We start from the raw sequence: 18,697 nt of genomic DNA, 5'->3' as shown, positions 1-18,697 counted from the left end.
AGTATGTAGCGACTCGGCTAATTTTCTAGCTAAAGCTTTTACAATACTGGGCAGAATTGCCATGGCGTAGTAATGTTTCTGCCAAGGTTCTGTGTTGGAGGAGTTGTTATGAAGTTTGTTGGTGTGTTTTTAGTTGTGCTGTTGTTGGTGGCGATATTGGCTGTGGACTATTTGCAGTTTCAGCATAGCCAGACGTCAAGAGCGGCGTTGCACAGTGAGATCAGCCATTTAAATGAACGAATCAATGGCTTAGAAGGGCAGCTTTCAACGGTGAAAGCTGAGTTGAACAAAATGGAAAACTCCTCGTTGGGGGGCGTTATTAATAACGCTAATGAGGCGTTGATTGAGGGCTGGTCAGCAATGATTGATGCGGTGGAACGCCAGCTTGATCAAGCAAAAGAGAACATGGCAAAAGATAAAACGCCAAGCAATTAGCCGACGCCCACTAAATAATACTCGCCTTCAGCAGTGGGCAGCGTGGAGTAAGATGAGGCCACTTTAAGAGGTAGTGTTATGCCAGAAGTGATAAGGCCTGTGAGGCCGGTAGAAGTGAACTATGTTTGCGATAAATGCGGGCATGGGATGATGAAAAGTCTTGGTCAAATGGACCCTGAAACTGGTGAAGTGCCCCATAATTGCATGATCTGTGGACATGAGCATGTTTTTAAATGGGTGTCTTACCTCAAAATTGACTACCTTGGTTTAGATGAGTGAGTGATAGCCAGTCGCTTGTTTGCCTAGCGTGACTTAGAGTTGCTTTGCCGAAAAAGCATACACAAAATAAAAGCACGCTTGTGGGTAACAGCAAGAGTGCTTTTACTGTGATAACAATGTATTGCCGTGCTTTGTAGCACGGCGTCCCTGCCCAAGCTTAGTGCGGCATTGATGATTTGAGGTGTTCCGGCGGCGAGTCAGCTCGGTACTTAATACCTCAGGCGTGCATCTAGCTCATCAACTAACTCAGCCCACTCTGCGTCATCTTTTAGTGCTTGTTTTAAAAACTCAGCCTGTGATTTGTTCCAGAAACTGGCTTCGTGTAATTCCATATCTCGTGGCAGTGGACGGTGGCGAATTATAAATTTTTCAACTTCATCGTCGCCGTCATTTAGGCCCAATTGTTGAAACAGGGTGTTCATAGTATGGATTTCTGGGTCCATCATTGTTCTCTTTTAAACCTATATAAAAAAACGAGCTTTAGTATGTAAGAAAAAATAGGGGTTTGACAAGTAAGGGCATAATTCCTCGACAGATTTTTAGCTGGAAATTTATCTATTGGGCTTATTCAGGGAATAGCGACGCAATAATATTGGGGCTCAAGTTTGGCTTCTGTGCCTGTCGTTTTTTGCTTGAATAGGGGTTTGGCATAAAAACTTTATAAAAATAATGTCGTTGTTACGGCAATTATTTTTATAAAACGTCAGAACAGCTTTGCACCAGCTTGGCGCATGGCTTAGACAAAAAATGGGTGAATTTATTGATGTGAGAGGTGCGAAATATATTTGTGGCACTGAGGTGGTCAATAAAGGTGTCTTTCTTATTTGTTTTTGGGCTTGGTTGCGCAATAAAAATTTGTATTATGAAAATATCGATAGTGTTTTTACGGTTCGCTTAATTGTTACTGTTATAAATAATACTCGAAAAAAAAGGCCGCATAAGCGGCCTTTGTCTAACTAGCGTTGATGTGATTTTAACGCTTATCTAGAGGGACAAAGTCACGCTGCGCCGGGCCAGTGTAAAGCTGGCGTGGGCGGCCGATGCGGTAGCTGCCGCTGATCATTTCGTTCCAGTGTGCGATCCAGCCTGGAGTGCGGCCCAGAGCAAAGATAACGGTAAACATGCTGGTAGGAATGCCAATCGCTTTCAGGATAATGCCTGAGTAGAAGTCGACGTTGGGGTACAGCTTCTTCTCGATAAAGTAGGGATCTTCTAGGGCAATTTGCTCTAGGTGTTTGGCGATTTTTAACAGCGGATCATTTTCTAATCCGAGTTCAGCCAGTACTTCATCGGCGGCCTGTTTCATTACTTTGGCACGGGGGTCAAAGTTTTTATAAACCCGATGACCAAAGCCCATCAAGCGGAATGAATCGTTTTTGTCTTTGGCTCTGGCAACAAATTCGTTGACGCGTGAGGCATCACCGATTTCTTCCAGCATGTCCAATACGGCTTCGTTGGCACCACCGTGAGAGGGGCCCCAAAGTGCGGCAATACCTGCCGAAATACACGCAAAAGGGTTGGCGCCAGTGGAGCCAGCCAAGCGGACGGTTGACGTAGAGGCGTTTTGCTCGTGGTCTGCGTGGAGAAGGAAAACCTTATCCATTGCTTTGGCCAGAACTGGATTGACGTTGCTGGGCTCGCAGGGGTTGCCAAACATCATGTGCAGAAAATTCTCAGAGTAGCTGAGGTGATTCTGCGGGTACATGAAGGGCTGGCCAATCGTGTATTTGTAGGTCATGGCTGCCAGGGTTGGCATTTTCGCGATCAAACGAATAGCTGAAATTTCCCGATGTTTGTCATCGGCAATATCCAATGAGTCGTGATAAAAGGCGGAGAGGGCGCCAACAACGCCACACATAATAGCCATGGGGTGAGCATCTCGGCGGAAGCCTTTGAAGAAAGTGCTCATCTGGTCGTTAACCATGGTGTGCATGCGCACTTTGTTAACGAAGGTTTCTTTTTCAGTGGGGCTGGGAAGCTCACCGTAAAGAAGTAAATAACAGGTTTCTAGGTAGTCTGACTGTTCGGCCAGTTGTTCTATCGGGTAACCGCCGTGGAGTAGTACTCCCTGGTTACCGTCGATGTAGGTAATTTTTGATTCGCAAGCGGCGGTGGAAACAAATCCGGGGTCGTAAGTGAAATATCCATTGCCCGTCAGCGGGCTTACTTCAATAACATCTGGACCGATCGTGCCAGAGAAAACATCCAGTTCCAGCGTTTTACCATCGATGCTCAGGCTGGCTTTCTTATCGCTCATTATGACGGGCTCCTGTACCTTGTAAACTAGCTTTTGGCTTGTCTTCCGCCGTCTGGCAGTCTGCGCGGTGGCGCGAACCCCAACATCGGAAGCCCCCTTTATTTAAGGAGTGACAAATATAGAGTGCTCATTTGTTTTGTCAACGAGAGCGGCATTTTAGCGCGCTGAAGCGGATGAGGGAATTATTAAACGAAATTTTGATGATTCTGTCGGCCCCAAAACAAAGCAAAGTGTTTTGTGACAACATTTTTGATTGAATAATCGTGCATCAATACTGTGCGCTGATACGGCTTAAGCGTTTGATATAAGCATGATTTCCCGGGCTTCTGACTGACGCTTGGCGTTTGTAATTGAAAACTGATGGCCCTATAATGCGCGGCGTTTCTTCTGGAGTCTCAGACTCTCGCCTCGTGGAAGGAATCCGGGATCGGAGAGGCCCGGTTTTTGATTGATCCACTACCTTTTAACCGCCTGTACCCTGGGCTTCAAAACAAAAGTGTGACAAACCGTGAACGATAAACGACCTGTGAATTTGGATATCGGGACGATCGCCCTGCCGATCACCGCATATACCTCCATCTTGCACCGCGTCAGTGGTGTTTTCCTAGTGGCCGGAATGGCCGTGTTAATTTGGTTGCTGGGCACAAGCCTTAGTGGTCCCGAAGGATTCGAGCAAGCGAAAGCTTGTCTGTCGTCTTTCTGGGGTAAGCTGGTGGTTTGGTCAGTGCTGATTGGCCTTAGCTATCACTCTGCGGCTGGTGTTAAACACCTGATCATGGACGCCGGTATTGGTGAAACCATGAAGGGTGGCGAAACCGGTTCTAAACTGGTTTTAGCTGCAACAGCAGTCTTGGTAATTCTGACGGGGTTGTGGATATGGTAAAGGCAGTAACAAACTTTGGTCGAAGTGGCCTGGCAGATTGGCTGGTGCAGCGCGTAAGCGGTGTGGTGCTGTTAGCCTACTTTCTGGTGGTCGGTGCTTACTTGCTAATTAATGGTTCCGATCTTGATTACGCGACGTGGAGTGGCTTTTTTAGTACCACTTTTATGCAAGTCTTTAGTACAGCGGCAATCCTTTCAGTGGTTTCTCACTCTTGGATCGGGCTGTGGTCAGTCTCCACAGACTATATAACAGAGCGGTTGATGGGCGGGAGCGCGACAGTGTTGCGTTTGGCTTTTCAGGCTGCGTCAGCTGTTGTTCTGTTTACATACCTCGTCTGGGGTATTCAGATTCTGTGGGGTAATTAATGTCTACTATTCGTACTATTTCCTTTGATGGTGTAATTGTTGGTGGCGGTGGAGCGGGTATGCGTGCCGCTTTGCAACTGGCTCAGTCTGGTTATAAAACAGCGGTTATATCCAAAGTGTTTCCAACACGTTCTCATACCGTGTCTGCTCAGGGTGGTATTACCTGTGCTATCGCCAGTAATGATCCAAACGATCAGTGGCAGTGGCATATGTATGACACTGTAAAAGGTTCTGATTACATTGGTGATCAAGAGGCCATCGAGTATATGTGTCAGGTAGGTCCTGAAGCAGTATTCGAGCTGGACCATATGGGTTTGCCGTTTTCTCGTACCGAAGAAGGCCGTATTTATCAGCGCCCATTCGGCGGTCAGTCGAAAGCGTTCGGTGAGGGTGGTCAAGCTGCTCGTACCTGCGCTGCAGCAGACCGTACAGGTCACGCGCTGTTGCACACGCTGTATCAAGGTAACCTCAAAAATAACACCGTCTTTTTCAATGAGTGGTATGCAACTGACCTCGTTAAAAATGAAGATGGTGCTGTCGTTGGTGTTATCGCGATTTGTATCGAAACCGGTGAAGTTGTTTATGTGAAATCCAAGGCAACCGTGTTTGCTACGGGCGGTGCTGGTCGTATTTACGCGTCCACTACCAACGCGCACATCAATACTGGTGACGGTATTGGTATGGCACTGCGTGCTGGGTTCCCGGTACAAGATATTGAAATGTGGCAATTCCACCCAACCGGCATCGCCGGGGCGGGCACCTTGGTAACCGAAGGTTGCCGTGGTGAAGGTGGCTACCTGGTAAATAAAGACGGCGAGCGCTTTATGGAGCGTTATGCACCCAATGCCAAAGACTTGGCGGGTCGTGATGTTGTTGCGCGTTCGATGACCCTGGAAATTCTTGAAGGTCGTGGCTGTGGTCCCGATGGCGATCATGTTTACTTGAAGTTAGATCATCTCGGCGAAGAAGTGCTAGAGAGCCGTTTGCCAGGTATTTGTGAACTGTCTCGTACCTTTGCCCATGCTGACCCAGTGAAAGAACCGATTCCTGTTGTGCCTACCTGTCATTACATGATGGGTGGTATCCCCACAAATGTTAACGGTCAAGCCCTTACCATCGATGAAGAAGGTAATGACACCGTTATTCCAGGTTTGTACGCTTGTGGTGAAGTCGCATGTGTATCTGTTCACGGCGCTAACCGTTTGGGTGGCAACTCCTTGCTGGATCTCGTGGTGTTTGGTCGTGCGTCTGGGCTCTTTATTGAGAAGAGTTTGCGTGAAGGGATTGAGCTGCGTGACGCAACTGAGGCGGATATAGCCAAAGCTACTGCGCGTCTTGATCGTGTGAATAACAGCACTGGCGGTGAAAAAATCGCTGATCTGCGCAAAGAGCTTCAAAATGTAATGCAGAATCACTTTGGCGTATTCCGCCGCGGCGATTTCATGCAAGAAGGTGTTAAAAAGCTTGAAGATCTTCGTGTGCGTATTGAAAACGCCCACCTTGAAGATAAGAGCGATGTTTACAACACAGCACGTATTGAAGCACTTGAGTTACACAATTTGCTAGAAGTGGCAGAAGCTACGGCTATCGCTGCGGAGGCCCGCAACGAAAGTCGCGGCGCCCATGCTAGGGACGATTTCCCTGAGCGCGACGATGAAAATTGGTTGTGCCATTCTGTGTATTTTCCAAAGGATAAACGGGTTGCTAAGCGGTCTGTTAATTTTACTCCGAAGACGCGTGAAGCTTTCGCGCCGAAAATACGCACCTATTGATTCAGGGGAGAGAGAACATGTTGAAAGTCAGTCTCTATCGTTACAATCCCGAAGTCGATCAAGAGCCTTATATGCAGGACACCGAGATCGACACCGGTGGCAAGGACATAATGGTGTTGGATGTGCTTGAGTTGTTGAAAGCACAAGATCCGTCTTTGACGTATCGTCGCAGCTGCCGTGAAGGCGTTTGTGGCTCTGATGGCATGAATATTAATGGTAAAAATGGTTTAGCCTGTGTAACGCCGATTTCTGAAGCCTTGAAAAACGGCAAAGGTGGTAATACGTTGGTGTTGCGTCCGCTGCCAGGTCTACCTGTTATTCGTGACCTTGTCATTGATATGACCTTGTTTTACAAGCAGTATGAGAAGATCAAACCGTTCTTGCTAAACGATACACCGGCACCGGCTATTGAGCGCTTACAGTCGCCAGAAGAGCGTGAAAAACTGGATGGTTTGTACGAGTGTATTCTTTGCGCTTGCTGCTCAACCTCTTGTCCGTCTTACTGGTGGAATCCTGACCGCTTTATCGGTCCGGCCGGTTTGCTTCAAGCCTACCGTTTCTTGGCGGATAGCCGAGATACGGCTACAGAGCAGCGTTTGGCTGATCTGGATGACCCGTTCAGTGTTTTCCGCTGCCACGGCATTCAGAACTGTGTGAATGTTTGCCCTAAAGGTTTGAACCCAACAAAGGCAATTGGTCATATTCGGAATATGTTGCTAAGCAGAGCAACTTAATTATTCCTCCGGTTGCACCGGGAAATAATCTGCGCAAATGAGTCCTTGGGCGCCTGGCAGCATCGGGCGCCGCAATGAATACAACTCGGTGCTTACCAGCACTAAACGAGAATATGAAGTATTGAAGGGAATGGCGTTCCCTGTGGTATGACTGGAACCTACGGCGTACACTGACTCCGCAGGTCCAAACAGGGTGACGCAGGCCTTATCGGGCATGGCATCATTCAGGCGACCACTTCCCTCGCTATTAGGTGGACAAGAATGCAGAAAGCATCAATGGAGTTGCTGTGGAAGAGCTCCCATATTTCGGGTGGCAATGCGAGCTACGTAGAAGCTCTGTATGAAACCTACCTCACTGATCCCAATGCCGTTCCAGAAGAATGGCGCAATTATTTTCAACAGCTGCCGCGGTCCAGCGAGCAGTCACTCAATGATATTCCCCATAGTCCTATAAGAGAGCATTTCGCTAAATTGGCGCGAACGCCTGTGCGCGTCAATGGTGTCGGTGGCGGGGAAATCAGTGAGCACGAGCGCAAGCAGGTTCGTGTCATCCAGTTAGTTAGCGCCTATCGCCAACGCGGCCATCAAGAAGCTAAGCTCGATCCGCTGGAGTTGTGGCAGCGCAGTCGTGTTCCCGATCTAGAGCTGCAATATCATCAGCTCAGCGATGCGGATATGGATACCGTGTTTCAAACCGGTAGTCTCTATATCGGTAAAGACAGTGCGACCTTACGTGAAATCTACGATGCTATTCGTGACACCTATTGCCGGTCGGTGGGTGCTGAATTTATGCATATTGTCGATACGCGAGAGCGCACCTGGATACAGCAGCGCATGGAGAGCGTACGCTCCCAGCCTGTCTATAGCGAAGAAGCGCGTAGTCATTTACTTGAGCGCTTAACCGCCGCAGAAGGCTTGGAAAAATCCTTGGGTTCTAAATATCCAGGCACCAAGCGCTTTGGTCTTGAAGGTGCCGAGAGCCTGATTCCCATGATGGATGCGCTAATCCAGCGAGCTGGATCTTACGGCGCCAAAGAAATGGTTATCGGCATGGCTCACCGGGGCCGCTTAAATCTGCTGGTCAATATTTTGGGTAAAAACCCGGCCGAGCTGTTTGATGAATTTGAAGGCAAGGTTAAATACCAAGGCTCTGCCGATGTTAAATACCACCAGGGTTTTTCATCTAATGTCATGACACCCGGTGGCGAAGTGCATTTGGCGTTGGCCTTTAATCCCTCGCATCTGGAAATTGTGTCCCCCGTTGTTGAAGGCTCTGTTCGCGCCCGCCAAGATCGCCGTAACGATCCTGTTGGTGACAAGGTAGTGCCGATTGTGCTGCATGGTGATGCCGCATTTGCGGGGCAGGGGGTGGTGATGGAAACCTTCCAGATGTCCCAAACCCGGGCGTATAAAACCGGCGGCACCATTCATATCGTTATCAACAACCAGGTGGGCTTTACCACCAGCCGTCAAGACGATGCTCGCTCTACAGAATACTGTACCGACGTTGCCAAAATGGTTCAGGCGCCTATTTTCCATGTTAATGGCGACGACCCAGAAGCCGTTTGGTTTGTAAGTCAGTTGGCAGCGGATTTCCGCCAAGAGTTTAAGAAAGACGTGGTAGTTGATCTGGTGTGTTATCGCCGTCGGGGTCACAACGAAGCGGATGAGCCCTCGGGCACCCAGCCGTTGATGTACTCAATCATCAACAAGCAAAAAACTACCCGCACGCTCTATGTTAACAAGCTCATTGAAGAAGGCTTTATTTCCAAAGACGCTGCAGCATCGTTGGCTGCCGATTATCGACAGGCGTTGGATAATGGCGAACACGTTGCCAAGAGTTTAGTTAAAGAGCCTAACAAAGAGCTGTTTGTCGATTGGACTCCCTACATTGGTCACGCTTGGGATGTACCCGGCGATACCAGTGTTGAAGCCAAATTTTTGAAAACTGTGGCCGATGGGATTAACCATATTCCCGAAGGCGTAAGTGTGCAACGTCAGGTTGCCAAGATCTATGAAGATCGCCGCAAAATGGCGGTAGGTGCAATGCCAATCAACTGGGGCTTTGCCGAAACACTGGCTTATGGCACCTTGCTAAAACAAGGTATGCAGGTTCGTATTACGGGTCAGGATGTGGGTCGAGGTACCTTCTCTCATCGCCATGCGGTTATCCATAACCAAAAAGATGGCGAGCGCTACGTTCCATTACAGAATTTGTCTGAAGATCAGGCTGAGTTTGATATCTACGACTCGCTGCTATCCGAAGAAGCAGTGCTGGCGTTTGAGTATGGTTACTCGACCACCCAGCCCAATGCCTTGGTTGTTTGGGAGGCCCAGTTTGGCGATTTTGCCAACGGTGCTCAGGTTGTTATCGATCAGTTTATCAGCAGTGGTGAGCTGAAATGGGCACGTTTGTGTGGCTTAACCATGTTGCTGCCTCACGGCTATGAAGGGCAGGGGCCGGAACATTCATCGGCTCGCCTGGAGCGCTTCCTGCAGCTGTGTGCAGAGCACAATATTCAGGTTTGCGTACCTTCAACACCGGCTCAGGTTTATCACATGTTGCGTCGACAGGTGGTTCGTCCATTGCGTCGTCCGCTAGTTGTCATGTCGCCTAAGAGCTTGTTGCGTCACAAAGAAGCTGTCTCTACTCTGGAAGAATTGCACAGTGGTCAATTCCAAAGCGTTATTGACGAAACAGATGATTTGGATAAAACCAAGGTCACCCGCTTAGTGCTCTGTTGCGGTAAGGTGTATTACGACCTGCGCAATGCTCGCCGTGAGCACAGCAAAGACTCTATTGCGATTGTGCGCTTGGAGCAGATTTACCCCTTCCCTTATGAAGACTTACGTAAGGTGATTGCCCAGTACCCGAACTTAAAGAAAGTGGTTTGGTGTCAGGAAGAGCCACGTAACCAAGGGGCTTGGTACAACAGCCGGCATCGTATGGCGCGGGTTATCCGTAGCTTTAAGCCAGAGAAAAACCTGCTTTTGGGTTATGTTGGTCGAGAGCCCTCGGCGTCTCCGGCAGCGGGGTATATGGCTTTGCACTTAGAACAACAGGAACGGTTTATTACTGAAGCTCTCAAACTTTAATGCTTGCAGAGAACAAGCTTTATAAACTCACAAAACTGCAGCGACAGACACGACAGGAAGAACAATGAGTACAGAGATAAAGGCGCCTACTTTTCCAGAATCTGTAGCAGATGGCTCTATTGCTACTTGGCACAAACAGGTTGGTGAGGCAGTAAGCCGAGACGAGCCTTTGGTTGATATCGAAACCGACAAGGTCGTATTAGAAGTCGTTGCACCTGGCGATGGCGTATTAAAAGAAATACTCAAGCAGGAAGGTGATACGGTTCTTAGCGATGAAGTGGTTGCTACCTTTGACGAAGGTGGGACGGCATCCGCGGCACCGGCATCGGCAGAAAAAAGTGAGGCGGCAGAAACAGAATCTGCAAATGAGCCTGCTTCTGGCGAGATTAAAGCGAGCCCTGCGGCGCGTAAAATGATAGATGAGCAAGGCCTTGATGCCAGCCAGATTCCGGCAACGGGTAAAGGCGGTTTGATCACCAAGGAAGATGTCGCCAACTACAAACCAGCTGCCGCGGCCGCACCCGCAGCTAAAGCTGCACCCGCTCCGGCGGCGCCTCAAGTCGACGTTCCTGCTGGAGAGCGTGTTGAAAAACGCGTTCCAATGACCCGGTTACGGGCACGGATTGCGGAGCGTTTGCTGGATGCTTCTCAAAATACCGCGATGTTGACCACCTTTAACGAGGTCAACATGAAACCGGTCATGGAGCTTCGTAAGCAATACAAAGATTTGTTTGAAAAAACCCATAATGGCACTCGCTTAGGTTTTATGGGCCTGTTTGTTAAAGCGGCTTGTGAAGCATTAAAGCGCTTCCCCTCTGTCAATGCCTCTATTGATGATGGCGATGTGGTTTATCACGGTTACCAAGATGTTGGTGTGGCGGTGTCTACCGAGAAGGGTTTGGTTGTGCCGGTACTGCGTGACGCTGACGGTATGAGCTTGGCACAGATTGAAGATAAGGTCCGCGACTTTGGCTTACGTGCCCGTGATGGAAAACTGGGCATTGACGAAATGATGGGCGGCACGTTCACTATCACTAACGGTGGTGTGTTTGGTTCGTTAATTTCAACGCCGATCTTGAATCCACCGCAAACAGCAATCTTGGGTATGCATAAAATCCAAGATCGTCCAATGGCTGTTAACGGCCAAGTAGAAATCCTGCCAATGATGTATCTGGCCTTGTCTTATGATCATCGACTGCTCGACGGTAAAGACGCGGTTCAGTTCTTGGTGGTGATTAAAGACCTCCTGGAAGATCCCGCCAGAATTCTGCTGGAAGTATAAGCAGAGCAAAATCTCCGGCGGCTGTTTGAAACGGCCGCCTGCGACAGCTAATAGGATGATGCAATGGCTAAATATGATGTAGTAGTAATTGGTTCTGGCCCCGCAGGTTATGTTGCGGCTATTCGCGCAGCGCAATTGGGTTTGAAAACAGCCTGTATTGAAAAGAACAAAGCGAAAGCGGGTCAAACTGCGTTTGGCGGCACCTGCTTGAATGTGGGTTGTATTCCGTCAAAGGCGTTGCTGGACAGCAGTTACAAATATCACGAAGCAAAAGCGGATTTTGATGTTCACGGTATCAGCACGGGTGACGTAGAGATTGATGTACCCGCAATGATCAAGCGTAAAGACGGTATTGTGGAGCAGCTTACCAAGGGTGTTGGCGGCTTGTTTAAGGCTAACGGCGTCACCGGTATAGAAGGTACCGGTAAGTTATTGGCGGGTAAAAGGGTCGAAGTGACTGATGCTGATGGCAATGTCACGACATTAGAAGCGGACAACGTCATTATTGCTGCGGGCTCCGTTCCGGTCGATATCCCACCCGCCCCAGTAGATGAAAAAACCATTGTGGACTCCACTGGCGCACTGGAATTCGACGCTGTTCCTAAAAAGCTAGGGGTTATTGGCGCAGGCGTTATTGGTCTTGAATTGGGCAGTGTTTGGTCTCGTTTAGGCAGTGAAGTGGTACTGCTGGAAGCCCTGGAAACGTTCTTGCCGGCAATGGATCAGCAGATTGCTAAAGAAGCGGCCAAGACATTTAAAAAGCAAAAGCTGGATATACGCTTGGGCGCAAGAGTGACCGAGGCCAAAAGCAGTCGTGGCAAGGTTAAAGTTGCTTATACTCAGGGCGATGAAGAAAAGTCAGAAAGCTTCGATAAATTAATTGTCTGTGTGGGCCGCAAGCCGCTTAGCACCAATTTATTAGCTGGCGACAGTGGCGTTAACTTGGATGAGCGTGGTTTTATCTTTGTTAATGATTATTGCGAAACTGATGCGCCAGGTGTCTACGCGGTGGGCGATATTGTGCGCGGGCCGATGTTGGCTCACAAAGGTTCAGAAGAGGGCGTTATGGTCGCCGAGCGTATTGCCGGCCAAAAAGTCACGATGAACTATGAGTGCATTCCCTCGATCATTTACACCCATCCTGAAATTGCCATGGTAGGTGCAACTGAAGAGGCATTGAAATCCGAAGGTACTCCTTACAATGTCGGCACTTTTCCTTTTTCTGCCAGTGGTCGGGCGATGGCTGCCAATGACACTGGTGGCATGGTGAAAATGTTGGCCCATGCAGAAACAGACCGCATCTTGGGTTGCCATATTATTGGCCCCAGCGCAGCTGATCTGATCCAGCAAGTTGTAATCGCTATGGAATTTGGTTCGTCAGCGGAAGACCTGGGCTTGACCGTTTTTGGTCATCCTACGATGTCTGAAGCTGTTCACGAAGCAGCGCTCAGTGTCAGCGGCCATGCGATTCATATTCCAAACCGCAAGAAGCGGAAATAGATTTGCGGTACTGCGTAAATTTCGGGAAAATGTCTTCCCGAAATTTGCGTAGCAACGCAATGTGCAGAGAGGGAGCGGGTCAAGTCACTGACAGGATGTATCCCGCATAACACTTCCACAGACCGAGATGGTAAATCCAACATGAACCTTCACGAGTACCAGGGCAAACAACTGTTTGCTGAATACGGGCTGCCTGTTTCAAAAGGCTATGCCTGTGATACCCCGGAAGAAGCCGCAGCAGCGGCGGATAAAATTGGCGGCGACAAATGGGTTGTTAAGGCCCAGGTCCACGCTGGTGGCCGCGGTAAAGCCGGCGGTGTAAAGCTGGTTGACAGCAAAGAAGAAATCACCGCTTTCGCTGAAAAATGGCTGGGTAAAAACCTTGTCACTTATCAGACAGACGAAGCTGGCCAGCCAGTTACCAAGATTCTCGTTGAGTCCTGCACGGATATCGATCAGGAATTATACTTGGGTGCAGTGGTTGACCGCGGTTCGCGCCGTATCGTTTTTATGGCGTCTACTGAAGGCGGCGTAGAAATTGAGAAGGTTGCTGAAGAAACTCCTGAGAAAATCCTCAAAGCTGAAATCGATCCTTTGACTGGCGCTCAGCCATATCAAGGTCGCGAACTGGCTTTCCAGTTGGGTTTAAACCCAACTCAGGTAAAACAGTTTGTGAATATCTTTTTGGGTCTGGCCAAAATGTTCCAAGAGAAAGACTTGGCGCTGCTGGAAATCAACCCACTGGTTATTACCAGCGAAGGCAATCTTCACTGCCTGGATGCCAAGATCGTTATTGATGGCAACGCGGTTTACCGTCACAAAGATCTGCAAGCTATGCACGATCCTTCACAAGAAGATGAGCGTGAAGCCCGCGCTGCTGCTTGGGATCTGAACTACGTTGCTCTGACCGGTAACATCGGTTGCATGGTAAACGGTGCAGGCCTGGCCATGGGTACCATGGATATCGTCTCTCTGCATGGCGGTTTCCCTGCTAACTTCCTGGACGTTGGCGGCGGTGCAACCAAAGAGCGTGTTACAGAAGCCTTTAAAATCATCCTCGAAGACAGCAATGTTAAAGCCGTATTGGTTAACATCTTCGGCGGTATCGTTCGCTGTGACCTGATTGCCGAAGGTATTATCGGTGCAGTGAAAGAAGTGGGTGTAAGCGTGCCAGTTGTTGTACGTTTAGAAGGTAATAACGCCGAGCTGGGGTCTAAATTGTTGTCAGAGTCGGGCCTCGATATTATCGCGGCAACTAGTCTGACCGACGCCGCTCAGCAGGCTGTTAAAGCAGCGGAGGGTAAATAATGTCTATTCTGATCAATAAAGATACTAAGGTTATCTGCCAGGGTTTTACTGGTGGTCAGGGCACCTTCCACTCTGAGCAAGCGATTGCTTATGGTACTAAAATGGTTGGTGGTGTTACGCCGGGTAAAGGCGGCACTGAGCATTTGGGTCTGCCTGTTTTCAACACGGTTAAAGAAGCGGTTGATACGACAGGTGCAGAAGCGTCAGTTATCTACGTACCTGCAGCTTTCTGTAAGGATTCTATCCTTGAAGCTGCGACTTCTGGCATCAAACTGATCGTTTGCATTACTGAGCACATTCCCGTTATGGATATGCTTGAGTGTAAAGTGAAGTGTGACGAGCTGGGCGTGCGCTTGATTGGACCTAACTGTCCAGGCGTTATCACTCCTGGCGAGTGCAAGATCGGCATTATGCCTGGTCACATTCATTTGCCCGGTAAAGTGGGTATCGTTTCTCGCTCTGGCACATTGACTTACGAAGCGGTTAAGCAAACTACCGATTTCGGTTTTGGTCAGTCTACGTGTGTTGGTATTGGTGGTGACCCCATCCCAGGTTCTAACTTTATCGACATTCTAGCCATGTTCGAAAAAGACCCCGGTACTGAAGCCATTGTGATGATCGGTGAGATTGGTGGTACGGCAGAAGAAGAAGCGGCTGCCTACATCAAAGCTAACGTGACTAAGCCTGTTGTTTCTTACATTGCTGGTGTGACTGCACCTGCTGGTAAGCGCATGGGTCACGCTGGTGCGATTATCTCTGGTGGTAAAGGTACTGCTGATGACAAATTTGCTGCTCTTGAAGATGCCGGTGTAAAAACTGTGCGCTCATTGGCACAAATTGGTGATGCACTGAAGGAAGTTACTGGCTGGTAAAGCCAGATTTAACTTCTTGCGAAAAGGCGGCTTCGGCCGCCTTTTTTGTGGCTTGGTGTTTTCGCTGTTAACATTGTACAAAACGGCGTTTCCCCAGCGGTGATAGCAATGAGCCACAGCGAAGAAAATAATATTGAACCTGCAGCAACCCACGCGATTTTTAATCAGCCACCTGCGCTTGAGAACTACAACCTTTTTAATAGTGATAAGCCACTGCAAAACTGGCTTGATCGCTACGGTCAAGGAGTTCCATTGGCCGGTCTGAAAGACCATGGTCAAATTTGCGGCAGCGCAGAAGGAATTCAATGGGGGTTTGATGCCAATGAGCAACGGCCTCGGTTTGAGAGTCACGATCGCTTTGGTCATCGCATAGACCACATTCATTTTCATCCGGCCTACCACTCGCTAATGTCACTGGCGCTAAAACGCGGTATCCCCAGCATGCCTTGGCGGGATGATGGTGCTAGCCATGTTGTTCGGGCGGCTTACAATTATATGCAAAACCAGTTGGAGCCTGGCCATGCTTGTCCGCTGACCATGACCTTTGCAGCCGTACCCACTTTAAAAATGACGCCGGAAATCGCCGATATTTGGCTGCCAAAAGTGCTAGCCCAAGACTATCAACCCGCCAATATCCCGTACTTTGAAAAAACCGCCGTCACTATCGGTATGGGCATGACCGAGAAACAGGGGGGCTCAGATGTCCGGGCAAACACCAGTATAGCTAAACCACTGGGCAGCCCTGGCCCTGGGCAGCTTTACAGCATTACCGGTCACAAGTGGTTTTTGTCTGCGCCGATGTGTGATGCCTTTTTAATGCTGGCGAAAACCGAGGCTGGACTCAGTTGTTTTTTGGTGCCTCGCTGGCGTGAAGATGGCCGTAAAAACCCGTTACTCATTCAGCGTCTCAAACATAAAATGGGCAATGTCGCCAACGCCTCATCGGAGGTGGAAATGCGCGATGCCCACGGCTGGTTGATAAGCGAGGAGAGCAGAGGCGTTGCTGCGATTATTGAGATGGTGTCGCTGACTCGTTTTGATTGCATGATTGGCTCGACGGCCGGCCAACGTCAGGCCGTATTACAAGCTGTGCATCATGCTCGCCACCGGCAGGCATTTGGTGCTGCTTTAATTGAACGACCGCTGATGCAGAACGTACTTGCCGACCTGCAGCTGGAAGTGGAGGGGTCGCTGGCAATGACCATGCGAATGGCAGCGGCTCTCGATAAAAGCAATGAAGGCGATGAACACGAGCGACAATTGCTGCGGCTGGGTACCGCCGTGGGCAAATATTGGATTTGTAAACGCACCCCTGGCCACGCCTACGAGGCGATGGAATGCATTGGTGGCAACGGCGTCATTGAAAACAGTGTAATGCCACGGCTCTATAGAGAAGCGCCAGTCAATGCGATATGGGAGGGTTCTGGCAATATTCAGGCGCTGGATGTGCTGAGGGTGATGCAGAAGTCACCGTTGGCGATCGAGGCGTGGCTGGCCGAAATTTCTACCTGCCAAGGTGACCTGCCCGAATTGGACGCGTCATTACATGCCTTGAAAAAAGTACTCTCCAATCAGGCCGATATGGAATACCGGGCTCGAGATGTTTTGAATCGTCTGGCGCTTTGCTTTCAACTTTCAGTATTGCTTAAAGCGGGTGATCCCTGCGTGGCGGAAGCCTTTGGTCGTTCACGGCTAGCCGCGCCAGCCCCCGTTTATGGCAGCTTGCCCACCGGCTTGGATGTGGAGCATATTTTGAGTCGGGTGTGAGCAGTAAAAATCCCTTTCATTTTTGGTCTTGAAAAGCAGCATCTCGTCCCCATTTCTATCAACAGCTTTGGTGTGTTGCCAGCGCGTGTTTTGCCAGCGTTGGTCACACCGTTTTGTGTATGAGAAAGTCGCAGGAAAAAACTATGTCCACAGCCGAAAAAGAGACCTTAGGTTTTCAAACTGAAGCCAAACAAATGCTTCAGCTCATGATCCATTCCATGTACAGCAATAAGGAGATCTTCCTTAGAGAGCTGGTTTCCAATGCGTCAGACGCCGCAGATAAACTGCGTTTTGAAGCGCTGAGCAACGACAGCTTGTTTGAAGATGATCCCAATGTCCGGGTGCGAGTTTCTGCAGATAAAGACGCTGGCACTGTGACGATCTCTGATAACGGCATTGGTATGTCTCGAGAAGAGGTGATCAGTAATCTGGGCACCATCGCCCGTTCTGGAACGGCTGAATTTTTAAAGAATCTGAGTGGCGACAACAAAAAAGACTCCCAGCTAATTGGTCAGTTTGGGGTTGGTTTTTACTCTGCTTTTATTGTTGCCGATAAAGTAGAAGTGTTTACGCGTCGTGCCGGCTCACCAGAAGACAGCGCAGTGCGCTGGGAGTCAACTGGAGAATCTGATTTTAGCGTAGAAGATATTTCACGCAGTGAGCGCGGTACCACCGTGGTTTTGCATCTGCGAGAAGAAGACAAAGAGTTTGCCGATGATTGGCGGTTGCGCTCCATTATTAAAAAATATTCTGACCACATCAGCATCCCGGTAGAGATGCAGAAAACCCAGGCGCCCTCAGAAAATGATGAAGACAAGGCTGATGCGGCCCCCGAGTTTGAACCGGTAAACACCGCCACTGCGTTGTGGACACGGTCGCGCACCGAGGTTAGCGACGACGAATATAAAGCCTTTTACAAACATATCAGCCATGATTTTAGTGAGCCTCTGCACTGGAGCCATAACAAGGTAGAAGGCAAGCTGGAATACACCAGCTTGCTGTATCTGCCCTCACAGCCGCCAATGGATTTGTGGCATCGAGATGCGGCCAGAGGCCTAAAACTCTATGTTAACCGCACGTTTATTATGGATGACGCCGAGCAATTCTTACCACTTTACCTGCGGTTTATAAAAGGCGTGATTGATTCCAATGATTTGTCGCTGAATGTTTCCAGAGAAATCTTGCAGCAAGATCCTACCGTCGACGCCATTAAAAGTGCCTTAACCAAACGGGTGCTGGACATGCTGGATAAGCTCGCCAAAAAAGATGGTGAGAAATATCAAACTTTCTGGAAAGCCTTTGGCCAAGTGTTGAAAGAAGGCCCGGCAGAAGATTTCGGCAACAAAGAAAAAATCGCCAAATTGCTGCGTTTTGCCACCAGCGAGGATGGTAAGTCTGAGCAGACGCACTCACTGGACGATTATATTGCCCGGATGAAAGACGGCCAGCAGAAGATCTATTATGTGGTGGGTGAAAACCACAAAACGGCCGCTAATAGTCCGCACTTGGAAGTGTTCCGTAAAAAAGGCATTGAAGTATTGCTGTTGTCAGATCGGGTAGATGACTGGCTGATGAACCATTTGGCTGAATTTGACGGTAAAGCTTTTCAAGATGTTGGTCGCGGTCAGCTCGACTTAGGCGAACTGGAAGACGAAGCTGAAAAGAAAGCCAAAGAAACCCTCGCCGAAGAACATAAAGATTTGGTCGCCCGCGTCACTGAGGCCCTGAAAGACCGGGTTGAAGATGTGCGAGTCACCTCACGTCTTACCGACTCACCAGCGTGTTTGGTGGTGGCAGAAGACGATATGGGGGCGCAAATGCGGCGGATGCTTGAGGCCGCTGGACAGGCGGTGCCAGAGAGCAAGCCGATTTTTGAGCTCAACCCAGAGCACCCCTTGGTGCAAAAACTGGATGCGGAACAGGTAGAAGACCGTTTTGTTGATCTTGTCGATATTCTTTTTAATCAGGCCTACCTTGCAGAAGGTGCTCAGCTGGAAGACCCGGCTAATTACGTTCACAAGCTGAACAAATTGTTGCTGGAGCTAAGCCAGTAACAAGAAGGCGTATTTCAAGGCGGCTTAGGCCGCCTTTTTTATTCCATTACGCTTTACGGGTGATAGACTGATAAAAAAAGGAAGTTGATCTAC

Annotated in this window: 14 protein-coding genes; 12 read left to right on the top strand and 2 right to left on the bottom strand. The window is 49.2% G+C overall.

Annotated elements, in window-relative coordinates; genetic code table 11:
• Window positions 1–108: 108 nt before the first annotated feature.
• Window positions 109–435, top strand: coding sequence for a hypothetical protein (locus IMCC21906_RS10970; RefSeq protein WP_047012202.1), 327 nt, complete (start codon window positions 109–111; stop codon window positions 433–435).
• Between the two features lie 488 nt (window positions 436–923).
• Here IMCC21906_RS10970 and IMCC21906_RS10960 read toward each other — a convergent pair whose 3' ends face one another.
• Complete coding sequence (locus IMCC21906_RS10960; RefSeq protein WP_231580256.1) at window positions 924–1,160, bottom strand: DUF2789 domain-containing protein; 237 nt, start codon at window positions 1,158–1,160, stop codon at window positions 924–926.
• A 527-nt stretch (window positions 1,161–1,687) separates the two neighbouring features.
• Window positions 1,688–2,971 carry a citrate synthase gene (gltA, locus tag IMCC21906_RS10950; protein WP_047012198.1) on the bottom strand — a complete coding sequence of 428 codons (1,284 nt, stop codon included), beginning with the start codon at window positions 2,969–2,971 and terminating at the stop codon, window positions 1,688–1,690.
• A 508-nt stretch (window positions 2,972–3,479) separates the two neighbouring features.
• Here gltA and sdhC point away from each other — a divergent pair.
• The 11 genes from sdhC to htpG all read left to right on the top strand — a co-directional run bounded on the left by sdhC (window position 3,480) and on the right by htpG (window position 18,604).
• Window positions 3,480–3,854 carry a succinate dehydrogenase, cytochrome b556 subunit gene (gene sdhC, locus IMCC21906_RS10945; RefSeq protein ID WP_047012197.1) on the top strand — a complete coding sequence of 125 codons (375 nt, stop codon included), beginning with the start codon at window positions 3,480–3,482 and terminating at the stop codon, window positions 3,852–3,854.
• On the top strand, window positions 3,848–4,219 hold the full coding sequence (gene sdhD / locus IMCC21906_RS10940) for a succinate dehydrogenase, hydrophobic membrane anchor protein (RefSeq protein ID WP_047012196.1): 372 nt from the start codon (window positions 3,848–3,850) through the stop codon (window positions 4,217–4,219). Before sdhC ends, sdhD begins: the two co-directional genes overlap by 7 nt.
• Window positions 4,219–5,991, top strand: a complete 1,773-nt coding sequence (gene sdhA, locus IMCC21906_RS10935; protein ID WP_047012195.1) for a succinate dehydrogenase flavoprotein subunit — start codon at window positions 4,219–4,221, stop codon at window positions 5,989–5,991. Before sdhD ends, sdhA begins: the two co-directional genes overlap by 1 nt.
• Window positions 5,992–6,008: 17 nt before the next feature.
• A complete protein-coding gene (locus IMCC21906_RS10930; protein WP_047012194.1) occupies window positions 6,009–6,725 on the top strand; it encodes a succinate dehydrogenase iron-sulfur subunit in 717 nt (238 codons plus the stop codon).
• A 261-nt stretch (window positions 6,726–6,986) separates the two neighbouring features.
• A complete protein-coding gene (locus IMCC21906_RS10925) occupies window positions 6,987–9,821 on the top strand; it encodes a 2-oxoglutarate dehydrogenase E1 component (protein ID WP_156166032.1) in 2,835 nt (944 codons plus the stop codon).
• A gap of 64 nt (window positions 9,822–9,885) precedes the next feature.
• Complete coding sequence (odhB, locus tag IMCC21906_RS10920; RefSeq protein WP_047012193.1) at window positions 9,886–11,103, top strand: 2-oxoglutarate dehydrogenase complex dihydrolipoyllysine-residue succinyltransferase; 1,218 nt, start codon at window positions 9,886–9,888, stop codon at window positions 11,101–11,103.
• A gap of 63 nt (window positions 11,104–11,166) precedes the next feature.
• Window positions 11,167–12,603, top strand: coding sequence for a dihydrolipoyl dehydrogenase (lpdA, locus tag IMCC21906_RS10915; RefSeq protein WP_047012192.1), 1,437 nt, complete (start codon window positions 11,167–11,169; stop codon window positions 12,601–12,603).
• 141 nt (window positions 12,604–12,744) lie between these two features.
• A complete protein-coding gene (sucC, locus tag IMCC21906_RS10910; RefSeq protein WP_047012191.1) occupies window positions 12,745–13,911 on the top strand; it encodes an ADP-forming succinate--CoA ligase subunit beta in 1,167 nt (388 codons plus the stop codon).
• Complete coding sequence (gene sucD / locus IMCC21906_RS10905; RefSeq protein WP_047012190.1) at window positions 13,911–14,783, top strand: succinate--CoA ligase subunit alpha; 873 nt, start codon at window positions 13,911–13,913, stop codon at window positions 14,781–14,783. Before sucC ends, sucD begins: the two co-directional genes overlap by 1 nt.
• 108 nt (window positions 14,784–14,891) lie before the next feature.
• On the top strand, window positions 14,892–16,550 hold the full coding sequence (locus IMCC21906_RS10900; RefSeq protein ID WP_047012189.1) for an acyl-CoA dehydrogenase family protein: 1,659 nt from the start codon (window positions 14,892–14,894) through the stop codon (window positions 16,548–16,550).
• A 143-nt stretch (window positions 16,551–16,693) separates the two neighbouring features.
• Window positions 16,694–18,604 (top strand): molecular chaperone HtpG, encoded by a 1,911-nt coding sequence (htpG, locus tag IMCC21906_RS10895; RefSeq protein WP_047012188.1) that lies wholly within the window; start codon window positions 16,694–16,696, stop codon window positions 18,602–18,604.
• The last annotated feature ends 93 nt before the right edge of the window (window positions 18,605–18,697 follow it).

Origin of the sequence: Spongiibacter sp. IMCC21906 (genome assembly GCF_001010805.1) — a bacterium.
Classification (GTDB): domain Bacteria; phylum Pseudomonadota; class Gammaproteobacteria; order Pseudomonadales; family Spongiibacteraceae; genus Spongiibacter.
This window is presented reverse-complemented; position numbering and strand designations above follow the sequence as displayed.